We start from the raw sequence: 20,737 nt of genomic DNA on the forward strand, positions 1-20,737 counted from the left end.
CACCGGCCGTGCGGGTCGGGCCGGTGATGCACGTACTCGACCACCGTGCCATCGGGATGCACCGCGTTGAACGCCGCCCCGGTCGGTACCACCTGCAACGGGAAGATGATCTCGGCGCCAGCCGCGACCAGTTTGTCGTGATAGGGCCGAACGTCATCGACCAGCAGTGTCCCCGTGGTCGAAGTGAACGGGGCCAGTGCCGCCTGGCTGCCTTCGATCAGCAGGAAGGCGCCGACCATGGCCAGGCGCAGCCCGGCTTCCGGGAACGGGAAGCCCGCATCGGCCACCACGCCCTGCAACTGCTCGTAGAAGGCCACGCTGCGCTCCAGCTCGCCCGGAGCCACGAACACCCGGATCAGCACGCGCGGTGCGCGCTGGCTGGAGGTGTCACAGCGGTCGCGCCAGAGATGGTCGAAGTCGCGATGTACGTTCATGGGCTCGATTCGTGGCCAGGGACCTGCATTATCGGCAGCCCTGCGCGGCGCGCTGATGACCGCCAGTGATGGCCTGATAACTGCGGGCCAGGTTGCCCCTGTGACTTAGGTCCTGTTGACAGGTGTGAACGCCCTCGCACAATCTTCACAGGATTGGGTCGCCCTGCGCGGCCCGGGCAGGCAGGTTGTCACGCCGGGAGGAGGGTCCCGCGCGCAGACCGGCCCGCCCTTCGGCCTGCGGGACGTTGCCCGGCAACCCCTGCGCGGCATGAACGCTGCACCCTTCGGCGGCACTTTCCCTGGACCGATTGCCTTGGCAACGGAATTACGCCTGCCGATGAAAACGTTTACAAAACCGCTTGCACTGTCTCTGGCCCTGTCTGCCGCACTGGCCGCTCCGGCCTGGGCCGACCCCGCCGCGTTCACTGTGCTGACCCTGGAACAGGCGCCCAACGCCGAGGCGATGCCGGCCCTGGCGGCGCAACTGAAGAGCCTGAAGGTGGACGCGGTGAGCGTGCGCCAGGTGCAGCGCGGCATCGGCCAGGTCGATCCGCTGCAGGTGCTGGCCGACGGCCTGGGCTATGAATACCGCTTCGTTGCCGCCGGCAAGGACGACGGCCAGACCCAGCGCGGCCAGGCCGTGCTGACCCGGCTGCCGATCGCCGCCGAATCCGGCCCCGACCAGCCAGGCCTGAACTACCTGCGCTTGGACGATGGCCGCCATACCGTGGCGGTCTATACCGATGCCGGTGCAGGTGCGGTGCAGCTGCCGGCGCTGGTCACCCGTTCGCGGTTGGGCGCCCCGGCGGTGCTGCTCGGCGCAGTGGCCGGTGAATCGGCCAAGGCCGCAGGCTTCGATCCGGCGCGGGTGGCGCTGGAAGCCGATGCCAGCTATTTCAGCGACGGCTTCCAGGCCGCCAGCAGCGCACCGTTCAAGATGGAGGGCAGCACCCTGCGCGCCACCCTGCTGACACTGGCCTATGCCGCCGACAAGCACGGCGAAAAGCCATGGATGGACACCGCCCTCAACGCCGATGCGCGCGCTGCGCTGCTGCTGAAGGCGATGACCGAGGATGAGAAGTTCCAGATGCTGCACAGCTACTTCGGGCTGGGCAAAGATGGTGGCCCGCTGCCGGAAGGTGCGGTCGGTTCGGCCGGCTTCGTGCCGGGCGTACCGCGGCTGGGCATCCCGTCGCAGCAGTCGGCCGATGCCGGTGTCGGCGTGACCAATCCGGGCGGCATCCGCCCGGGCGATTTCGCCACCGCAATGCCGTCCGGCCCATCCACCGCCTCCAGCTGGAACCGCGAAGTCGCCTTCGCCGGCGGCGCGACCATGGGCCGCGAGGCATGGCAGCAGCGCTTCAACATCCTGCTGTCGGGCAGCGTCAACCTGCAGCGCGACCCACGCAACGGCCGCAACTTCGAATATGCCGGTGAGGATCCGCTGCTGGCCGGCTCGATGGTTGGCGCGCTGATCCAGGGCGTGCAGAGCCAGCACGTGATCTCCTCGATGAAGCACTTCGCGCTGAACGACATGGAGACCCGGCGCAACTTCCACGACGTGCGCATCGGCGAACAGGCCATGCACGAGTCGGACCTGCTGGCCTTCGAGATCGCGCTCGAAGCCGGCCGCCCGGGCGTGGCGATGTGCTCGTACAACAAGATCAATGGTACCTACGGCTGCGAGAACGGCTACCTGATGAACCAGGTGCTGAAGCAGGAATGGAAGTTCCCCGGTTTCGTGATGTCCGACTGGGGCGGCGTGCACAGTGGCTCGAAGGCTGCGCTGGCCGGCCTGGACCAGCAGTCGGCCGGTGAGGTGTTCGACGCGGCGGTGTTCTTCGATGAACCGCTGCGCCTGGCCGTGCATGGCGGCGTGGTGCCGCAGGCGCGCCTGAATGACATGGTCGCGCGCATCCTGCGCACGATGTTCCTGCATGGCAACTTCGACAACCCGCCGCAGCACCAGAAGGTGGATGCCGAGGCCGGCTTCGCCGTCGCCCAGCGCACGGTGGAAGAGGGCAGCGTGCTGCTGCGCAATGAAGGCAACCTGCTGCCGCTGGCCGACACCGTGAAGCGCATCGTCATCATTGGCGGCCATGCCGACAAGGGCGTGATCGGTGGCGGTGGTTCGTCGATGGTGGGCGTGACCGCCAAGGGCACCAATGCGGTGCCGGGCGTGCTGCCGACCACCTGGCCGGGCCCGGTGATCTTCCACCCGTCCTCGCCGCTGGAATCGCTGCGCGCAGCGCGTCCGGACGCGACCATCGAGTACGTGGACGGCACCAACGTCGCCGCCGCGGCCAAGGCGGCCGCGCAGGCGGATGTGGCCATCGTGTTCGCCACCCAGTGGGCCGCCGAATCGGTGGATCTGCCGGACATGCAGCTGCCGGACAACCAGGACGCGCTGATCTCGGCGGTGGCCAAGGCCAACCCGAAGACCGTGCTGGTGCTGGAAACCAATGGCCCGGTGCGCACGCCATGGCTGGCGCAGGTGCCGGCGATGCTGCAGGCCTGGTACCCGGGCATCCGCGGTGGCGAAGGCATTGCCGCGCTGTTGACCGGCCAGGTCAATCCGTCCGGCCGCCTGCCGGTGACCTGGGTGGTGGACGAATCGCAGCTGCCGCGCCCGCACATCGACGGCCTCGGCTTCAAGCCGGCCAAGCCGTTCGGTGATGTGTTCGATTTCGATATCGAAGGTGCCAACGTCGGTTACAAGTGGATGGCGGCCAAGGGCCTGAAGCCCACCTTCGCGTTCGGTCATGGCCTGTCCTACACCTCGTTCGCCTATGAAAACCTCAAGGTGAGTGTGGAAGGCTCGCGCCTGGTCGCCAGCGTGGACATTCGCAACACCGGCAAGCGCGCCGGTGCCGACGTGGCCCAGCTGTACCTGAAGCTGCCGGCCGGCAGCACCACGCCGATCCGCCTGATCGGCTATGACAAGGTGACCCTGCAGCCGGGCGAACAGCGCCGCATCCGCATCGAAGCCGAGCCGAAGACGCTGGCGCACTACGATGCGCAGGCCCGCCAGTGGAAGATCGACGGCGGCACCTACCAGGTGCAGCTGTCGCGCAATGCGGCCGAGCCGCTGCAGAGCGTGGACGTGCAGCTGGTGGAGCAGGTGCTGCGCTGATGCCTTGAAGACACGGCCCCGGAAGGGGCCGTGTTTGTTTGTGGGGTACCGCTGCGCTCGCCGGGCGTGGCCCGGCGCTACCAGGGCTGTGGTGATCGGGTAGCGCCGGGCCATGCCCGGCGAGCGCGGAAGTCACACAGGCGCGCTGCCAAACCACCCGCGCAGGAAATCGATCAGCTGCCGCACCTTCGGCGAGGGCTGCGTGCTGTGCGGGTAGACCGCGTACACGCTCTGCTGCGGGAAGCGGTGCTGGCGCAGCACCGGGCGCAGCCGGTCCTGGGCCAGGTCGTCCTCGATCAGCCAGCGTGGCAGCACGGTGACCCCGGCGCCGGCCAGGGCGAACGCGCGCAGGCTGCTGGCACCATCCACGCGTACCACCGCGTTGCCCGGGTTGGTGGCAAACAGGGCGCCGCTGCCATCAGGCGCGATCACCGGCACGTCGGCCAGGCGCGGGTAACCGAGGCGGGGCAGGGCGCCCAGCTGCACGGGGTCGTCGGCAGCATCGGCAGAGGGCAGGCGTGCCAGTAGGGACGGAGCCGCCACGGGGCACAGTGGATGGCGTTCCAGTTCGCTGGCGTGCAGGCCCGAATCCGGCAGGCGGCCAAGACGGATTGCCAGGTCGAACCGCTCGGGAATCAGGTCGGCCGGTGCCGGTGAGGTCGACAGGTGCAGCTGCAGGGCCGGGTGCCGCGCACGAAACGCCTCCAACGCAGCAATCAAGCGTAGCTGGGCGTACTCCGGCGTGGTGGTCAGGCGCAGCACACCCTGCAGCTGGTGCTGGTCGCGGCGCGCGGCATCGATGGCTGCCTGTGCGGCATCCAGTGCCTGCACGCAGTGTTGCAGGAACTGTTCGCCGGCCTCGGTCAGGGCCAGGTGGCGGGTACTGCGCAACAGCAGGGTCACGCCCAGCTCCTGCTCCAGCCGCTTCAGGTTGAAGCTGACCACCGCGCGGCTGAGGCCGAGGCGATCAGCCGCAGCGGTCAGGCTGCCGGCCTCGACCACGGCGCGGAAGATATCGAAGCGATCGAGGCTGACCATGGCAATTCATTGTCAAAGTGGATTTGACAGTGTTGCAGTTGCTGTCGTGTTTTTCCAACAAGGCCCGCACGGCATGCTGGCCGCTTCCCTGTTGGAGCGCCGCCGATGCCGTCTCCCCGCCTGCGCCATGAGGCGATCTTCCTGCTGGTGTTCGCTCTGGATCTGGTCAACATGTTCATCGCCACGGTGGCCTATCCGGTATTGGCAGCGGAGCTGCACGCCGATATCAGCACCCTGGCCTGGGTGGGCACCGCCTACATGCTGGGCCTGAGCGTGGTGATCCCGCTGGCGCCCTGGCTGGCCGCGCGCTGTGGTGAGCGTCGCCTGCTGCTGGTGGCGTTGCTGCTGTTCGCGGTTGCCGCTGCGCTGGCCGGCGCAGCAGGGGGTATTGGCTGGCTGCTGGGCTGGCGCCTGCTGCAGGGCCTGGCCGGTGGCCTGCTGATTCCGGTGGCACAGGCGGCAGCGTACCGGCAGTGCACGCCCGACCAGCGTGGCGCGCTGACCCGCCGCATCCTGCTGGTTGCGCTGCTGGTACCAGCACTGGCGCCCGCGCTCGGTGGGCTGCTGGTGCAGTGGTTGTCCTGGCGCGGCGTGCTCTGGGCCAGCCTGCCGCTGGCCGTGGTGGCGATTGGACTGGTGCTGGCGTGGATGCCGGCCGATGGCGCGCGCAGTGCGCCGCGCCTGCAGGCCTATGCGCTGTCCACCGCGATGCTGGCGCTGGGCGCGCTGCTGCTGGCGTTGACCTGGCTGGGTGAACCCGGCCATCGGGCCGCCGGTGCCGTACTGCTGTTGATCGCAATGCTGTTGGCGGCGGCCCACCTGCGGTATGCACGGCAGCAGGCGCAGCCCCTGCTGCGCTGGTCGCTGCTGTCCCATCGGGGCCTGCGCCTGGCGATGCTGGTCTATCTGGCAGTGCCCGGTGTGTTCATCGGCAGCCAGCTGGTCAGTACCCTGCAGCTGCACCAGGCCGGTTACAGCGCGGCACGCATCGGCGCGTTGATGCTGCCCTGGGCGCTGGCCTCGGCCGTGGCGATTACTGCCAGCAAACGCCTGCTGGCCCGTTTCGGCCCGGCCACGGTACTGCGCGTGGGCATGCTGCTTCAGGCCAGCGGCCTGCTGTTGATGGCGCTGCTGCCGCAGCCGGCCTTCGCGTTGGCCGCGCTGTTGTTCGCGCTGATGGGGGCGGGCGGCAGCCTGTGCAGCAGCACCGCGCAGACGCTGGCCTTCCATGGCGTGGAGGGTGAAGCGCTGGGCGATGCCAGTGCCCTCTGGAACCTCAACCGTCAGCTCAGTTTCTGCCTGGGTACTGCCGCCATTGCGCTGCTGCTGGCGCTGGCCATGCAGTGGCTGCCAGCACGCGCCACCAGCGTGGCTCTGGGTCTGGCCGCCGCAATGACGCTGTTGCCGATGGCGTTGCTGCGTCGGCCGCAGAGGATCACCCTTTCGCAACCGGAGAACACTTGATGGCTACGACCGCAGAACATGAAATCCACCACCTGCACGACAAACTGCAGGCCTGGTTCCGGGCCGAGGTGGCTGCGGATGCGCTGGATGATCTGATGGCGCATTTCTGCGCGGACTTCAGCATGGTCGGCATCGCGGGTCGTAGGCTGGACCGTAATGCCGTGCAGGCGCTGTTCGCGGGTGGCCATGGCGCGCGGCCGGGGCTGCAGATTTCCATCGAAGCCGTGCAGGCGGTGGATGCGATATCACCGCTGGCGGTGCTGCGCTATCGCGAAGGTCATTCGATCGACGGTGGCGCACCCGCATGGCGGGAGTCGCTGGCGGTACTGAGGCAAGAACAGGGGCGCTGGTGCTGGCTGGCGCTGCATGAGGTAACGGCAGATTGATCGGTGGTGCCGGGCGCGGGCCGCCCACCGGCGGTCCCCCCCCCCCGGGGCATCATTTTGCCCCCCCCCCCCCGCCCCAACCGCCGCCCGCGCCCCCCCCGCCCGGCTATCCTGCGGGGGCCCCCCCCCCCCCCCCCCACTACCGGTCGCCGGCGAGCGCAGCGGCAACGCAGGCACATGTGCCATCAGTCCTGCCCGCATCCACCGCAGAATGCAAAGCCTGCACACACTTCACGGCCCGGGGCAGGAGTAGGCTTGAGGCTTTCCTGCCGGGAGGGGTTGTCCATGCGTGTGCGTGCCTTCGCTGTAGCCATTGCCCTTTGCCTGTCCAGCACCGCGCTGGCCGCCGATACCCCGCCGATGACCCCGGACATCAGCGGCAAGCCCTTCGTTGCCCCTGATGTCGGTCGTGACTACGACAAGCGCGTGGTGATGGTGCCGATGCGTGACGGCACCAAGCTGTATACGGTGATCGTGGTGCCCAAGGGCGCCCGCAACGCGCCGATCCTGCTGACCCGCACACCTTACGATGCCGCTGGCCGCGCCAGCCGCAGTGATTCGCCACGCATGCGCGATCTGCTGCCGCAGGGCGACGAGGTGTTCGTCGACGGCGGTTACATCCGCGTGTTCCAGGACATCCGCGGCAAGTACGGCTCCGAAGGCGATTACGTGATGACCCGGCCGCTGCGCGGGCCGTTGAACAACACCAAGGTGGACCACTCCACCGATGCCTGGGACACCATCGACTGGCTGGTGAAGAACGTACCGGAGAGCAATGGCAAGGTCGGCATGCTCGGCTCGTCGTACGAGGGCTTCACCGTGGTGATGGCGCTGACCGACCCGCATCCGGCACTGAAGGTGGCTGCGCCGCAGAGCCCGATGGTCGATGGCTGGATGGGCGACGACTGGCTCAACTACGGTGCGTTCCGCCAGGTCAACTTCAACTATTTCGCGATGCAGACCGAGAAGCGCGGCAAGGGCACGCCGCTGCCCAGCCTCGGCTACGACGACTACAGCACCTTCCTGCGCATCGGTTCGGCCGGCGACTACGCGCGCTTCACCGGTGTGGACCAGCTGACCTGGTGGAAGAAGCTGGTTGAGCATCCGGCCTACGACGGCTTCTGGCAGGGCCAGGCGCTGGATGCGGTGATGGCAAAGACACCGCTGAAGGTGCCGACCATGTGGCTGCAGGGCCTGTGGGACCAGGAGGACATGTGGGGTGCCAACCATGCCTACCAGGCAATGGAAGGGCGCGACAGCGGCAACAACCGCAATTACCTGGTGATGGGGCCGTGGCGGCACAGCCAGGTGAACTACAGCGGCAGCGAACTGGGCGCGCTGAAGTTCGATGGCGATACCGCGCTGCAGTTCCGCCGTGATGTACTCAAGCCGTTCTTCGACCAGTACCTGGTGGACGGTGCGCCGAAGGCGGACACACCGCCGGTGCTGATCTACAACACCGGTGAGAACCACTGGGATCGCCTGAAGGGTTGGCCGCGCAGCTGCGACAAGGGCTGTGCCGCCAGCAGCAAGCCGCTGTTCCTGCGCGCCGGCGGCAAGCTGGCGTTCCAGGCACCGGCGGCGGGCGAGGGCGACTTCGAGGAATACGTGTCCGACCCGGCCAAGCCGGTGCCGTTCGTGCCGCGCCCGGTCCGCTTCGGTGACCGCGACATGTGGACCACCTGGCTGGTCAAGGACCAGCGCTTTGTCGATGGTCGTCCGGATGTGCTGACCTTCATCACCGAACCGCTGACCGCGCCGTTGCGCATCGGCGGCGCGCCGGTGGTGCACCTGCAGGCCTCGACCAGCGGCACCGACAGCGACTGGGTGGTGAAGTTGATCGATGTGTATCCGGACCAGGAAGCGTCCACGCCGGAGATGGGGGGCTATGAGTTGCCGGTGTCGCTGGCGATCTTCCGTGGCCGCTACCGCGAGAGCTTCAGCGATCCGAAGCCGCTGGCCGCCAACCAGGTGCTGCCGTATCGCTTCGATCTGCCCAACGCCAACCACACGTTCCAGAAGGGCCACCGGGTGATGGTGCAGGTGCAGTCCAGCCTGTTCCCGCTGTATGACCGCAACCCGCAGACTTACGTGCCGAATATTTACCTGGCCAGGCCGGGCGATTACCAGAAGGCCACGCAGCGGGTCTGGCACAGCGCGGCACAGGCGAGCTACATCGATCTGCCGGTGTATTGAAGCGGCCAGGGTGACGCCGGGCCTGGCCCGGCGCTACCCCAGGATGTGCGGGGTCGGTAGCGCCGGGCCATGCCCGGCGGCGTTGGTAGTGCCGGCCGCTGGCCGGCATCCGCGATGGCGCAGGAGCGTGTCGACCAAGGTCGACACCTGCCAGGGCCCGGGCCTTCAGTCCACCTTCGATGGGCCCGTGCGCCAGCGGCTGGGCACCAGTCCGAAACGCTTGCGGAACGCCGCAGCGAAGTTGCTGGGATGGCGGTAACCACAGGCCGCAGCGGCCTGTTCAACTGTCCAGCCGTCCTCGCGCAGGCCCTGTTCGGCGTGGCGCATGCGCTGTTCGTGCAGATAGTCGAACACCGAGCTTCCATACTGCTGTGCGAAGTGGCGGCGCAGCGAACTGGGACTCATGCAGGCCAGCTGGGCCAGTTCGATCAGGCTGTGGGCATGGCTGGGGTCGTCATGCAGGTAGGCACGCACGCGCTCCAGCCGCTCGCGCTGGCCGGCGCGCAGTGTGCGTACATGCTCGGTCTGCATATCCTCGGCCTGGAGGCCGACGGCCAACACCTGCAGGGCCACGCCTTCGCGCCACAGCGCATCGATGTCGTCCTGCCAGGGACTGTCGAACAATTGGGCGAGCGTTGGCAGCAAGGCATGCGGAATGGCCCAGTGGCGGCACTGCAGAGGGGAATGAAGGACCCGTTGCAGTGCCGGCAGGCGCAGCATGTCCACGTCCAGGTCGGCCGGTACGCTCAAGCTGACCCCGCGCAGGTGGCTGCCACCAGGATGCAGACCGGCCATGGAAACAGGTTCATGGTGACTTGTGGTCATGCCTGTGCCGGCGCGCAGCGTGAACCCCTTGCGACGAGGAAACTGGACATCCACTTCGCCCTGCAGCATCAGGCGGATGGTCAGGCCGGCACCTTGCACAGCGGTGGCCGTGTAGGTGAACCGGTTGTGCACGTCCGAGGCGATCAGGCCCAGGCCACCGCGCAGTGACTGCTCGTGGACGTCGCCACGCCCTGCCCATTGGTCGTCGCGCAGTTCACTCCCTTCGATCCGGTAGTCGTAGCCATGGCGTTCGCCGAAGTGGCGGTAATCAGCAAAAGTGAAATATCGGGACATCGCTCTGCGCAAACACAGGTTGAATTGGATGTGTCGAAGAAACTGGAAGTGTTTCCCATTGTCGCCGCGATTCGCGCGCTTTTGACCTCAATAAGGTCAAAACGATTGGCGATTACGGCCAAAGTGAAAATGCCGCCGAACATACGCCGGCGTTTTGCATGCATATCCGTACGTAATTCCATACATAAACTTCAGTTGAGGTCTTATGGCTGGAACGATCACCTGAAGATGCGATGTCAGCCTGGCCGTCACGGGCGCGCGCGTAGGGTGGGGCGGTTGGCTGTTGCAGGCCACTTCGATACCCCCACTGATGGAGAACGCAGATGATTGACTACCAGCTCACCGGCAAGACCGCGATCGTGACCGGCGGCGTGTCCGGTATAGGCCTGGCTGTGGCGCAGACCCTGGCGGCGTCCGGCGCGCGGATCTCGGTCTGGGATCTGAAGCAGGATGCGGTCGATGCCACCGTGGCGCAGTTGCGGGATGCGGGTGCACAGGCCATCGGCATCGCGCTGGACGTCACCGACGACGCGGCGGTGGAGGCAGCGGTGCAGCGCACGATCAAGGAACTCGACGGCCTGCACGTGGCGGTCAACAACGCCGGCATCAGCGGGCCGGCCGCGGCCAGCGGTGACTATCCTATCGATGGCTGGCAGCGCGTGATCGATGTCAACCTCACCAGCGTGTTCCTGTGCCAGCGTGCGCAGATCCAGGCCATGCGCGCGGCCGGCACGGGCGGCAGCATCATCAACATGGCCTCGATCCTGGGCCAGGTGGGCTATGCCGGTTCCACCGCGTACGTGGCGGCCAAGCACGGCGTGGTCGGGCTGACCCAGACCGCAGCGTGGGAACATGCGGGCGACGGCATCCGTGTCAACGCGGTGGGTCCGGGCTTCATCGGCACGCCACTGCTGGAGAAAATGGACCCGAAGGTGCGCGCCACGCTGGAAGGGCGGCACGCGTTGAAGCGGCTGGGTACGCCGCAGGAAGTGGCCGCGTTGGTAGCCTGGCTGGCCAGCGACGATGCCTCGTTCGCGACCGGCGCGTACTATGCCATCGATGGTGGCTATCTGGCGCAGTGAGCGAATGCGGTCAGTAGATCCACGCCATGCGTGGATGAAAGCGTGCGGTGAAGAAGGCGTGCCATCGCCTTCACCGCCGTCCCACGATCGTCGCGCGACGCTCCGGGAAAATTCCGGAGCTTTCCCATGGAACTTACCCAGGATGTCTCGATCCTGCTGCGCGTTGCCGCAGCGATGCTGTTCGGCGGCGTGCTCGGCGTCGAGCGCGAGATGGGCAAGCACGCCGCTGGCCTGCGTACGCACATGCTGATTGCCGGAGCAGCAGCATTGATCGTTGGCCTCGGCGACTCGGTGGCCGAACATTTCCAGCAGGAGCGCTACCGCGACCTGCTGCAGGTCGACCCGGTACGCCTCATCGAGGCCGTGGTGGCCTGCGTAGGCTTCGTTGCTGCCGGCACCATCCTGCGCGGCTCGCGCGAGGACCAGGTCAGCGGGCTGACCACGGCCAGCTCGCTGATCATGGCGGCGGCCATCGGGATTGCGGTGGGTATCAGCAAGTACGTGATCGCGATCGGGGTGAGCGTGCTGTGCGTGCTGGTGCTGGCGGTGATGCGGCGGTTGGAGAAGCGGATTTCGTAGGGAAGGTCGCGTTGCCGGCCAGCGGCCGGCACTACCATGACGTTTGTAATGGTCGGACCAATATGACGGCTAGCCCTATGGTCTAATAGGCTCATCGTCGGAGTGGCGGTTAAATCTGCTACAAGTGGTCTGATCGAAATCATCAATGGTAATACCAATGATCGACGGCCACGGCGACCCACCGCTTGCGGTGGGCTCCTCCGTTCCCAGTCGAGAATCTTCATGCAGCCCTGGCAACACCTGTACGACCCCGCCGGCAACCTGTGGTTGTCCAGCCTGATCGCGCTGCTGCCGATCGCGTTCTTCTTCGTTGCCCTGGCCGTGCTGCGCATGAAGGGCTGGCTCGCCGGCACGATCACCGTGGCCATCGCGCTTGGTGTGGCGCTGTTGTTTTACCGCATGCCGTTGGCCCAGGCGCTGGGCGCGGCCGGTTTCGGCTTCGTCTACGGCCTGTGGCCTATTGCCTGGATCATCATCGGTGCGGTGTTCCTCTACAAAGTTTCGGTCAAGACCGGGCAGTTCGACATCATCCGCGCTTCGATCCTGTCGGTGACCGAAGACCAGCGCCTGCAGATGCTGATGGTCGGCTTCGCCTTTGGCGCCTTCCTCGAAGGCGCGGCCGGTTTCGGTGCGCCGGTGGCGATCACCGCAGCATTGCTGGTCGGGCTGGGCTTCAAGCCGCTGTATGCCGCCGGCCTGTGCCTGATCGTCAACACCGCGCCGGTGGCGTTCGGTGCAATGGGTATTCCGATCATCGTGGCCGGGCAGGTCACCGGCCTGGACGCATTCGAGATCGGCCAGATGGCCGGCCGCCAGCTGCCGTTCCTGACCATCATCGTGCTGTTCTGGATCATGGCGATCATGGATGGCTGGCGCGGCATCAGGGAAACGTGGCCGGCGGTGCTGGTTGCGGGTGGCTCGTTCGCCATCGCGCAGTACCTGACCTCCAACTTCATCGGCCCGGAACTGCCGGACATCACCGCGTCGCTGGCGTCGCTGGTGTGCCTGACCCTGTTCCTGCGCCGCTGGAAGCCGGTACGGATCTTCCGTTTCGACACCGAAACCAGCGCCGAGGCGGCCGCACAGGCACTGGAGGCACCGCGCCACAGCGTCGGCCAGATCGCCAGGGCGTGGTCGCCGTTCCTGATCCTCACCGCGATGGTCACGCTGTGGAGCATCAAGCCGTTCAAGTCGCTGTTCGCGGCGGATGGCCCGCTGGAAAGCTGGGTGCTCAAGATCCCGGTGCCGGGCCTGGACCAGATGGTGCAGAAGATGCCGCCGATCGTGGATGCACCGTTGAGCTACGAAGCCGTCTACAAGTTCGACTGGTTCTCGGCCACCGGTACCTCGATCATCCTCGCTGCGGTGATCGCGATCATCGCGCTGCGCATGCCGGCCCGTTCGGCGCTGCGCACCTTCGGCGAAACCGTGCGTGAGCTGCGCATGCCGATCTACTCGATCGGCATGGTGCTCGCCTTCGCCTTCATCGCCAACTATTCGGGCCTGTCGGCGACGCTGGCGCTGGCACTGGCGCACACCGGCGACGCGTTCCCGTTCTTCTCACCGTTTCTGGGCTGGCTGGGCGTGTTCCTGACCGGCTCGGACACCTCGTCCAATGCCTTGTTCTCGGCACTGCAGGCCACCACCGCACAGCAGATCGGCGTGTCCGACGTGCTGCTGGTAGCGGCCAACACCACCGGTGGTGTCACCGGCAAGATGATCTCGCCGCAGTCGATCGCCATTGCCTGCGCGGCGGTCGGCCTGGCCGGCAAGGAATCGGATCTGTTCCGCTTCACGGTCAAGCACAGCCTGATCTTCACCACAATGGTCGGCCTGATCACCCTGGCCCAGGCTTACTGGCTGACCTGGATGATTCCTTGAGCCATGCGCGGCTGGCCGACCACCCGCTGCGCGCTTCGGGCCACAATGGCGCCATGAGCACGCAACGTATTTCGGACAAGGTGGCTGCGCAGCTGCGCGGCCTGGTGCAGGAACAACAGCTGCGGCCGGGCGACCGGCTGCCGGCCGAGCGCACCCTGGCGGTGCAGCTGGGGGTCTCGCGCACCGCGCTGCGCGAGGCCATCGCGCAGCTTGCCAGCCAGGGTCTGTTGACCGCACGGGTCGGTGGCGGCACCTACGTGGCCGAGCCTGCGGCACGCGCGCGGCAGGCGCTGGATGAACCGCTGGCGCCGTACCTGCCGCTGTTCCAGGGCGACCCGGAATACCGCTTCGACGTGCTGGAGATCCGCCACGCGCTGGAAGGTGCCACCGCCTGGCATGCGGCGCTGTGTGCCACCGACGAGGACCGCGCGCGCATCGCACAGGCCTTCCAGACCATGATGGACGCGCACGGCAAGGACGACCCCACCGGCGAGGCGGAGGCCGACGCGGCCTTCCACCTGTCCATCGCCGAGGCCTCGCACAACCTGGTGCTGCTGCAGGTGATGCGCGGGCTGTTCGAACTGCTGCAGACCAACATCTCGCAGAGCCGCGAAAAGCTCTACACCTCGGCGAGGACCTTCTCGCCGTTGTCCGACCAGCACCGCGAGATGATGGACGCGGTGCTGGCGGGCGACCCCGAACGCGCGCGCGCCGCCGCGCATGCCCACCTCGAATTCGTGCACACCACGCTGCGCACCCTCGATGACAACGAAGCCCGGCGTGCGCGGGCCTCGCGCCTGCCTTCCCCACACGGTTGACCCCATGATCATCTCCGCCTCCACCGATTACCGTGCCGCAGCGCAACGCCGGCTGCCGCCGTTCCTGTTCCACTACATCGATGGCGGCGCGTATGCCGAGCACACGCTGAAGCGCAACGTTTCCGACCTGTCCGACATCGCGCTGCGCCAGCGCATCCTGCGCAACATGTCCGACCTGAGCCTGGAAACCGAGCTGTTCGGCGAAAGACTGGCGATGCCGGTGGCGCTGGCGCCGGTCGGCCTGACCGGCATGTATGCCCGGCGCGGTGAAGTACAGGCAGCGCGCGCGGCCGACAGCCGCGGCATCCCGTTCACCCTGTCCACTGTATCGGTGTGCCCGATCGAGGAAGTCGCCCCGGCCATCCAGCGGCCGATGTGGTTCCAGCTGTATGTGCTGCGCGACCGCGGCTTCATGCGCAATGCGCTGGAGCGGGCACAGGCTGAGGGCGTGACCACGCTGGTGTTCACCGTGGACATGCCGGTGCCGGGTGCGCGCTACCGCGATGCACACTCCGGCATGAGCGGCCCGAACGCCTCGCTGCGCCGTATCGGCCAGGCCATCACCCATCCGCACTGGGCGTGGGACGTGGGCCTGTTCGGGCGCCCGCATGACCTGGGCAACATCTCCACCTACCGCGGCAACCCGACCGGGCTGGAGGACTACATCGGCTGGCTGGGCAGCAACTTCGATCCCTCCATTTCCTGGAAGGACCTGGAGTGGATCCGCGAATTCTGGAAGGGCCCGATGGTGATCAAGGGCATCCTCGACCCGGATGACGCGCGTGATGCGGTCAAGTTCGGTGCCGATGGCATCGTGGTCTCCAACCACGGTGGCCGCCAGCTGGACGGCGTGCTGTCCACCGCACGCGCACTGCCGGCCATCGCCGACGCGGTGCAGGGCGACCTGAAGATTCTCGCCGATTCGGGCATCCGTACCGGCCTGGACGTGGTGCGCATGCTGGCGCTGGGTGCCGACACCGTGCTGCTGGGTCGCGCCTTCGTCTATGCGCTGGCTGCGCAGGGCGAACCCGGGGTGGCCAACCTGCTGGACCTGATCGCCAAGGAAATGCGCGTGGCGATGACGCTGACCGGCGCGCGCCGCATCGCCGACATCGGCCGCGATTCGCTGGCCAGCCTGCCATGAGTGGCCACGATGCGGTGCTGGCGCAGTTGCGCGATACGGTCGGCGGTCGCCATGTACTGACCGGTGACAAGGCCACGCGCCGCTTCCGTCGCGGCTACCGCTTCGGCGATGGCCCGGTGCTGGCCGTAGTGCGCCCGGGTACGCTGCTGGAACTGTGGCGCGTGCTGCAGGCTGCGGTGCAGGGCGGCGCGGCGATCATCCTGCAGGCGGCCAACACCGGCCTGACCGGCGGCTCGACCCCGGACGGTGATGACTATGGCCGGCCGATCGTGCTGGTCAGCACGCTGCGCCTGACCGGCATCCAGTTGTTGAACGAAGGCCGCCAGGTGCTGTGCCTGCCCGGTGCCACGCTGGACCGCCTGGAGCAGACGCTGGCCCCGCTGGGTCGCGAACCGCATTCGGTGATCGGCTCGTCCTGCATCGGTGCCTCGGTGCTGGGCGGCATCTGCAACAACTCCGGCGGTGCGCTGGTTCGCCGTGGCCCGGCCTACACCGAGCTGGCACTGTATGCGCAGGTCGATGCGCAGGGCCAGCTGCAGCTGGTCAATCATCTGGACATCGCGCTGGGTGATACGCCCGAGCAGATCCTGCAGCGCCTGCAGGCCGGTGACTACACGGCCGCCGACGTGGGCAATGGCGACGGCCGTGCGGCTTCCGATTCACGCTATGCCGAGGAAGTGCGCAAGGTCGATGCCGATACCCCCGCACGTTTCAACGCCGATCCCAGTCGCCACTACGAAGCGGCCGGTTCGGCCGGCAAGCTGGCGGTGTTCGCGGTGCGCCTGGATACCTTCGAGAAGGAGGCCGCCGAGGTCTTCTACATCGGTAGCAACCGCACCGGCAGCCTCACGGCGATCCGGCGCCAGCTGCTGACCGGCTTCGAGCGCCTGCCGATTGCCGGTGAGTACATCCACCGCGATGCCTATGACATCGGCGAGCGCTACGGCAAGGACAGCTTCCTGCTGATCGACCGCCTTGGCACTTCCCGCGTGCCCGCCGCGTTCGCGTTGAAGAGCCGTGTCGATGGCTGGTTCGAGCGGTTGGGCCTGCGCGGCGTGACCGACCGTGTGATGCAGGTGCTGACGGGCCTGCTGCCCTCGCACCTGCCCAAGCGCATGGGCGAGTTCCGCCAGCGCTATGAGCATCACCTGCTGCTGAAGGTGTCCGCACAGGACGCAGCGCAAACCGAAGCCTGGCTGCGCGACTTCTTCGCTGGCCACGAAGGCGGGTATTTCCACTGCACGGCAGAGGAGGGGCGCAAGGCGTTCCTGCATCGCTTTGCCGTGGCCGGTGCCGCAGTGCGCTACCGTGAAGTGCATCGTGACCAGGTGCAGGACATCGTCGCGCTGGACATCGCGCTGCGACGTGACGACGCCGACTGGTTCGAGCAGCTACCGGCGGATATCGACGCGCGCCTGCTGCACAAGCTGTACTACGGCCACTTCCTGTGCCACGTGTTCCACCAGGACTACATCGCGCGCAAAGGTGAAGACCCGATGGCGATCGAGCATGCGATGTGGGCGCTGCTGGACCAGCGTGGCGCCGAGTATCCGGCCGAGCACAATGTCGGCCACCTGTACCCTGCCAAGCCTGCGCTGGCGGGCTTCTACAGGCAGCTGGACCCGAGCAATACGTTCAACCCGGGCATCGGCCAGACCTCGAAGGCCAAGGGGTGGGGTGGCTGCGACTGTAGTGGGCATTGACGGATACAAACTGGCTTTGCTGTAGAGCCGAGCCTATGCTCGGCTGCTCTTTCCGACAGACAGCAGTCGAGCATGGCTCGACTCTACAACGGCAGCGGTTACCATCTGGATCCCACGAGCAGGAATCTCCTCAATGCCCATCATCGTTGCCCGCACGACCATGGGCGTCGCATTGCTGGCGACCCCGCTGCTGGCGCTGGCCCAGTCCGCGATCCTGCCGCAGCAGCGCGATACCGCCGGCAATGTGATGGAGCCGCTGGGACAGGTGCTGATCGCGAGTGAGACTGGACCGTCGGGGCTTTATGACTGCACGCGGGACGGCAACTGGTGCATGCGCGTGCAACCGGTTGCCGAGGAGGGTGACCGGCCGAGCGTGCTGGAAGTGCTTGAGAAGGTGCAGGGCCGGGGCAAGCCGCACACCTACCACGTCAGCATCGACGTGCCGCAGGAAAGCGAGCTGTCGCTGTGGCCATGGATCGTGCGGCTGGCCCCTGGCGTGGGCAGCGATGAACCGGTGACCGACCCGCAGCAGCGCGCCCGCCAGAATGTGCTGGTGGGCGGCATCGTCACGTTCAGCACCATGTACTCCGGTGGAGGTGCCGATGCGTCCACGCTGCAGTTGGCACGCGTGCGCCACCTGCAGGACGACATCCAGGTGGACGACGACGTGCTGACCGTGCCATGGCTGGGCAATGCGATGATCCGCGCCTGTTTCAGCGAGCAGGACATCAGGCAGCGCGCCGGTGCCTGCCACGACGAATACGGCTTCTCGGCGAAGCTGGCGCTGGACACGGCTGCCGAGGGTATGCCGGTGCTGCGCTACCAGACCGTGGCGACCCGGTTCCCGGCCGGTGTTTCGCGCTTCGAGGATTCGCTGGCCAAGGGGCCGCTGAAGAAGAAAGACCTGCGCACCGAGCAGGATCCGGCGTGCACCTATACGCGGTTGTTCCACTTCCGCGAGGGCATGTTCCACCCGGACCAGGCGCTGCCGGACTGCGCCGGCTATACCGAACCCTGAAGTGTAGAGTCGAGCCATGCTCGACTCGGGTTCTCGCGTGGCCCGGCCGCAGAGCAGCCGAGCGTGGGCTCGGCTCTACAAAAACTGAGGCGGCGCTTACTCGCAGCGGGTGGCGGTGATGACGTTGTCCTTGTCCACGAACACGCGCAGGCGGTCCTGGCGGATGTCCTTGGTGGTGATGGTGCTGGGGCCGATCGGGTTGACCAGGCCGGCACCACTCTCGCGGGACAGGCGGCGGATGTTGGGCTCATTGGCCGGCTGGCCGATCGCCCAGCCCAGCTGGCTGGCGTCGCAGCGGCCGCTGCCTTTGACTTCCGGGCCAGGGGTGCTGACGCAGGCCGACAGCAGCAGGGCAGAGGCCGGCAGCAACAGGGACAGACGGAATGCGGACATGCGAGCGCTCCTGCGCAGGGGAAGATGACGGGAACGATAGCACCGGGCGTGCGAAAGGCGTCAGCGATCCGGTCATTGCCGGCACAGCGTGGTCATTGCATAGTGGGAGCAATGGCTGGCAGTACGCCAGCAGGCAGGCCGGGCCCTTCCGGCGCAGGTGTTGGGTACGGTATGACGTCAGGCAGTTTCCGCGGCAAGAACAAGACGATGACGGCGCTGGCGCTGGCGCTGGCGCTGGCGCTGTCGTTGCTGGGCGTGGCGTCTGCCGCCTCCGCTGCCGATCCGGAACCTGCGGCGGTCGAAACCCCGGTGTTCGGCGCCTGGCGCAACCTGCAGACCGAAGCGGGCTACGAGCCTGCGCAGCGTAATCTGGCCTTTGCCATGCTGCCGCAGGCGGCGACCCGTGGCGACCGTTTCGCTATCCTCGACCGTGAAGGCAAGCGGACGGTGTGCTGCCTGCAGGTGGCCAGCCCCTCGCTGGGGGTGGCCGCGCTGCGTGAGCAGTACCACCTGCCGCAGGCCTGGGTGACCGACCTGAGCAATGGCCGCAGCCCGGTACGTCCCTATGTGCCGCACGTCTATGCGATGCAACGGGTGGACGAACTGGCCGACTACAGCTTCGCCGACGTGCCGGGCGCCTACAGCGACCTGGGCGGGCTGCTTATTCCCGAAGGTGCCGCGCTGGAGGCCGACGGCAGCGCCGTCCGCCTGGGGGACATTCGCTATCCGCTGCATTTCCAGCGTCAGCCGCACGCCGATGACGACGGCGCGCTGGATCGCTACAGCCTGCAGGCGGGTGAGGGCGAGGCACCGATCGTGGTTGAAGTGCCGTTCGGCACCTACTGATTGCAGCAGCGCACTGGCTAGAATGCAGCGCGGCGCTGTGTGCCGTGCCTGTTCCGTGAGTTGTTTCCGTGTCCCTGCGCCCCTTCCTGCTGCCGTCCCTTCTGCTCTTGTCTGCCTGTGCAAGCGCGCCGCCGCCACCGGCTCATGCCGATGCGCTGTGGCGGTTGATCGAGCGTGACTGCCGTGGCGCTGGAGGGCCGCGGGGTGACTGCCTGCGGGTGGAGCCGGCCGCAGACCGCCGCGATGTGCTGGTCAAGGACGCGCACGGCGACTACCAGTTCCTGCTGATGCCGCTGGACAAGGTCAGCGGTATCGAGAGCCGCAGCCTGTACCAGCGCGGTGCACCGAACTACTTTGCTGCGGCCTGGCAGGCGCGCAGCCACACCGAGCAGGCCTTGCGGCAACCGCTGCCGCGCAACGTCGCGAGCCTGGCGTTGAACTCGCCGCACGGCCGTTCGCAGCACCAGCTGCACATCCACGTGGATTGCCTGCGTGCCGACGTGCTGCAGGCGTTGGACGCGCATGCCGCTGCCCTGGGCAGCCGCTGGGCACCGCTGCCGGTGCCGCTGCGTGGTCATCAGTACCAGGCCCGCCTGTTGCCGGGCGCGGAACTGACCGCCAATCCGCTCAATCTGCTGGCCTATGACCTCGCCGGCGTGGACGACGTGGGCCAGTGGAGCCTGGTGGTGGCGGGACGGGATCCGGTGCAGGGTGGCCCGGGTTTCATCCTGCTGGCCACCCGTGTGGACCCCGGCACCGGTAACGAGGCCAGCGCTGAAGAGCTGCAGGACCACGCCTGCGCGGTGCTGACCGGCGCAGGCGCATCGCTGGAGCGGGTCCGCTAACTCTCGGGGTGCTGGCGGCTGCGCCAGACCGGCGCGGTCAGCGCCAGCAGCTGGCGATCCTGCCAACCGTCCAGATCCAGGTGATGGTCGCGCAGCAGCCCTTCCTGTTCGAAGCCGAAGGCGTGCAGTGCAGTGGCGAACGGGCTGCTGCAGTCCGGTGGCAGCATCACGAACAGGCGGTGCACGCCCACATCCTCGAAAAGGAACGGGCACAGCGCCCGCAGCGCTGCATCCGCGTGCGGGTGCCAATGCTGCAGCGACAGCAGCTCGGCGCAGCGCGTCTGCAAGCACTGCAGGCGGACATGCAACTGGTCCAGTACTGTGCCGTGCTCGTCATCGAATACTCCCAGCATCAGCTGATCGTTGTCCTGCTCCAGCCGCGAACGGTGCATGTGGGCCAGGAAGCGGGCTTCCTCGTCGATACCCGCCGGATGGCGTCGGCCGCGCCGGCGGCGATCATCGAACAAGCGCCAGCGCGGCAGGTCGGTACGCTGGAACGGGCGCAGGGTGACCGGTGCGGCCTGCAGCTGCAGCAGGTGACGGCGCAGCACCGGCCGCAACGGGGGGAGAAGCGGGGTGGGATACGGGATCATCATCCCCGGCACGATGGCCGTGCCCGCCCCCCTGCACCATTCAAAACATTGCAAAAATGCGGTGA

At 67.2% G+C, this 20,737-nt stretch carries 18 protein-coding genes; 13 read left to right on the plus strand and 5 right to left on the minus strand.

Features of this window, described 5'->3' with window-relative positions; genetic code table 11:
- The coding region (locus R5H29_RS06515; RefSeq protein WP_134731497.1) for a VOC family protein at positions 1-434 on the minus strand (434 nt) is incomplete at its 3' end.
- A gap of 337 nt (positions 435-771) precedes the next feature.
- Here R5H29_RS06515 and R5H29_RS06520 point away from each other — a divergent pair.
- Positions 772-3,567, plus strand: a complete 2,796-nt coding sequence (locus tag R5H29_RS06520) for a beta-glucosidase (RefSeq protein ID WP_171952743.1) — start codon at positions 772-774, stop codon at positions 3,565-3,567.
- Positions 3,568-3,699: 132 nt separating this feature from the next.
- On the opposite strand, the gene R5H29_RS06525 is transcribed toward R5H29_RS06520, so the two are convergent.
- Positions 3,700-4,605 (minus strand): LysR family transcriptional regulator, encoded by a 906-nt coding sequence (locus R5H29_RS06525; RefSeq protein WP_134731501.1) that lies wholly within the window; start codon positions 4,603-4,605, stop codon positions 3,700-3,702.
- Positions 4,606-4,710: 105 nt separating this feature from the next.
- On the opposite strand from R5H29_RS06525, the gene R5H29_RS06530 reads away from it, so the two are divergent.
- The 3 genes from R5H29_RS06530 to R5H29_RS06540 all read left to right on the plus strand — a co-directional run bounded on the left by R5H29_RS06530 (position 4,711) and on the right by R5H29_RS06540 (position 8,651).
- Entirely contained in the window at positions 4,711-6,069 is a 1,359-nt protein-coding gene (locus tag R5H29_RS06530) for an MFS transporter (protein WP_332328931.1), read from the plus strand.
- Complete coding sequence (locus tag R5H29_RS06535; RefSeq protein ID WP_134735614.1) at positions 6,069-6,455, plus strand: DUF4440 domain-containing protein; 387 nt, start codon at positions 6,069-6,071, stop codon at positions 6,453-6,455. The genes R5H29_RS06530 and R5H29_RS06535 overlap by 1 nt, the downstream gene beginning before the upstream one ends.
- A gap of 285 nt (positions 6,456-6,740) precedes the next feature.
- The gene (locus R5H29_RS06540) at positions 6,741-8,651 is read left to right on the plus strand and encodes a CocE/NonD family hydrolase (protein WP_332328932.1); all 1,911 of its coding nucleotides are present in this window, start codon (positions 6,741-6,743) and stop codon (positions 8,649-8,651) included.
- A 165-nt stretch (positions 8,652-8,816) separates the two neighbouring features.
- Here the strand turns inward: R5H29_RS06540 and R5H29_RS06545 are convergent, their stop codons facing one another.
- Complete coding sequence (locus R5H29_RS06545) at positions 8,817-9,770, minus strand: AraC family transcriptional regulator (protein WP_111099221.1); 954 nt, start codon at positions 9,768-9,770, stop codon at positions 8,817-8,819.
- A gap of 323 nt (positions 9,771-10,093) precedes the next feature.
- On the opposite strand from R5H29_RS06545, the gene R5H29_RS06550 reads away from it, so the two are divergent.
- The 7 genes from R5H29_RS06550 (at position 10,094) to R5H29_RS06580 (ending at position 17,995) form a co-directional block, all read left to right on the plus strand.
- Positions 10,094-10,852, plus strand: a complete 759-nt coding sequence (locus R5H29_RS06550) for an SDR family NAD(P)-dependent oxidoreductase (protein WP_111102365.1) — start codon at positions 10,094-10,096, stop codon at positions 10,850-10,852.
- Positions 10,853-10,978: 126 nt separating this feature from the next.
- Positions 10,979-11,431 carry an MgtC/SapB family protein gene (locus tag R5H29_RS06555; protein ID WP_005413774.1) on the plus strand — a complete coding sequence of 151 codons (453 nt, stop codon included), beginning with the start codon at positions 10,979-10,981 and terminating at the stop codon, positions 11,429-11,431.
- Between the two features lie 222 nt (positions 11,432-11,653).
- A complete protein-coding gene (gene lldP, locus R5H29_RS06560) occupies positions 11,654-13,312 on the plus strand; it encodes an L-lactate permease (RefSeq protein ID WP_332328933.1) in 1,659 nt (552 codons plus the stop codon).
- Between the two features lie 53 nt (positions 13,313-13,365).
- A complete protein-coding gene (gene lldR, locus R5H29_RS06565; protein ID WP_332328942.1) occupies positions 13,366-14,130 on the plus strand; it encodes a transcriptional regulator LldR in 765 nt (254 codons plus the stop codon).
- Positions 14,131-14,134: 4 nt separating this feature from the next.
- Positions 14,135-15,274: an FMN-dependent L-lactate dehydrogenase LldD gene (gene lldD / locus R5H29_RS06570; protein WP_332328934.1), complete on the plus strand. Its 1,140-nt coding sequence runs from the start codon at positions 14,135-14,137 to the stop codon at positions 15,272-15,274.
- Entirely contained in the window at positions 15,271-16,977 is a 1,707-nt protein-coding gene (gene dld, locus R5H29_RS06575) for a D-lactate dehydrogenase (protein WP_332328935.1), read from the plus strand. Before lldD ends, dld begins: the two co-directional genes overlap by 4 nt.
- A 133-nt stretch (positions 16,978-17,110) precedes the next feature.
- Entirely contained in the window at positions 17,111-17,995 is an 885-nt protein-coding gene (locus R5H29_RS06580) for a hypothetical protein (protein WP_180877653.1), read from the plus strand.
- Between the two features lie 96 nt (positions 17,996-18,091).
- Here the strand turns inward: R5H29_RS06580 and R5H29_RS06585 are convergent, their stop codons facing one another.
- On the minus strand, positions 18,092-18,388 hold the full coding sequence (locus R5H29_RS06585) for an I78 family peptidase inhibitor (RefSeq protein ID WP_010485066.1): 297 nt from the start codon (positions 18,386-18,388) through the stop codon (positions 18,092-18,094).
- Between the two features lie 171 nt (positions 18,389-18,559).
- Between R5H29_RS06585 and R5H29_RS06590 the strand changes: the two genes are divergently transcribed.
- The gene (locus tag R5H29_RS06590) at positions 18,560-19,234 is read left to right on the plus strand and encodes a decarboxylase (protein WP_332328936.1); all 675 of its coding nucleotides are present in this window, start codon (positions 18,560-18,562) and stop codon (positions 19,232-19,234) included.
- Positions 19,235-19,302: 68 nt separating this feature from the next.
- Positions 19,303-20,079: a CDP-diacylglycerol diphosphatase gene (locus R5H29_RS06595; RefSeq protein ID WP_171952736.1), complete on the plus strand. Its 777-nt coding sequence runs from the start codon at positions 19,303-19,305 to the stop codon at positions 20,077-20,079.
- Here R5H29_RS06595 and R5H29_RS06600 read toward each other — a convergent pair.
- Entirely contained in the window at positions 20,076-20,675 is a 600-nt protein-coding gene (locus R5H29_RS06600) for a GNAT family N-acetyltransferase (protein ID WP_021204478.1), read from the minus strand. The two genes, R5H29_RS06595 and R5H29_RS06600, sit on opposite strands and share 4 nt — an antisense overlap.
- Positions 20,676-20,737 lie beyond the last annotated feature (62 nt).

Source organism: Stenotrophomonas sp. A3_2 (assembly GCF_036624925.1).
In the GTDB taxonomy this organism is placed as follows: domain Bacteria; phylum Pseudomonadota; class Gammaproteobacteria; order Xanthomonadales; family Xanthomonadaceae; genus Stenotrophomonas; species Stenotrophomonas hibiscicola.

Coding starts and splice junctions, on each gene's coding strand:
- R5H29_RS06520 (WP_171952743.1), top strand. CDS start 772: ATGAAAACGTTTACAAAACCGCTTGCACTGTCTCTGGCCCTGTCTGCC.
- R5H29_RS06525 (WP_134731501.1), bottom strand. CDS start 4,605: ATGGTCAGCCTCGATCGCTTCGATATCTTCCGCGCCGTGGTCGAGGCC.
- R5H29_RS06530 (WP_332328931.1), top strand. CDS start 4,711: ATGCCGTCTCCCCGCCTGCGCCATGAGGCGATCTTCCTGCTGGTGTTC.
- R5H29_RS06535 (WP_134735614.1), top strand. CDS start 6,069: ATGGCTACGACCGCAGAACATGAAATCCACCACCTGCACGACAAACTG.
- R5H29_RS06540 (WP_332328932.1), top strand. CDS start 6,741: ATGCGTGTGCGTGCCTTCGCTGTAGCCATTGCCCTTTGCCTGTCCAGC.
- R5H29_RS06545 (WP_111099221.1), bottom strand. CDS start 9,770: ATGTCCCGATATTTCACTTTTGCTGATTACCGCCACTTCGGCGAACGC.
- R5H29_RS06550 (WP_111102365.1), top strand. CDS start 10,094: ATGATTGACTACCAGCTCACCGGCAAGACCGCGATCGTGACCGGCGGC.
- R5H29_RS06555 (WP_005413774.1), top strand. CDS start 10,979: ATGGAACTTACCCAGGATGTCTCGATCCTGCTGCGCGTTGCCGCAGCG.
- lldP (WP_332328933.1), top strand. CDS start 11,654: ATGCAGCCCTGGCAACACCTGTACGACCCCGCCGGCAACCTGTGGTTG.
- lldR (WP_332328942.1), top strand. CDS start 13,366: ATGAGCACGCAACGTATTTCGGACAAGGTGGCTGCGCAGCTGCGCGGC.
- lldD (WP_332328934.1), top strand. CDS start 14,135: ATGATCATCTCCGCCTCCACCGATTACCGTGCCGCAGCGCAACGCCGG.
- dld (WP_332328935.1), top strand. CDS start 15,271: ATGAGTGGCCACGATGCGGTGCTGGCGCAGTTGCGCGATACGGTCGGC.
- R5H29_RS06580 (WP_180877653.1), top strand. CDS start 17,111: ATGCCCATCATCGTTGCCCGCACGACCATGGGCGTCGCATTGCTGGCG.
- R5H29_RS06585 (WP_010485066.1), bottom strand. CDS start 18,388: ATGTCCGCATTCCGTCTGTCCCTGTTGCTGCCGGCCTCTGCCCTGCTG.
- R5H29_RS06590 (WP_332328936.1), top strand. CDS start 18,560: ATGACGTCAGGCAGTTTCCGCGGCAAGAACAAGACGATGACGGCGCTG.
- R5H29_RS06600 (WP_021204478.1), bottom strand. CDS start 20,675: ATGATGATCCCGTATCCCACCCCGCTTCTCCCCCCGTTGCGGCCGGTG.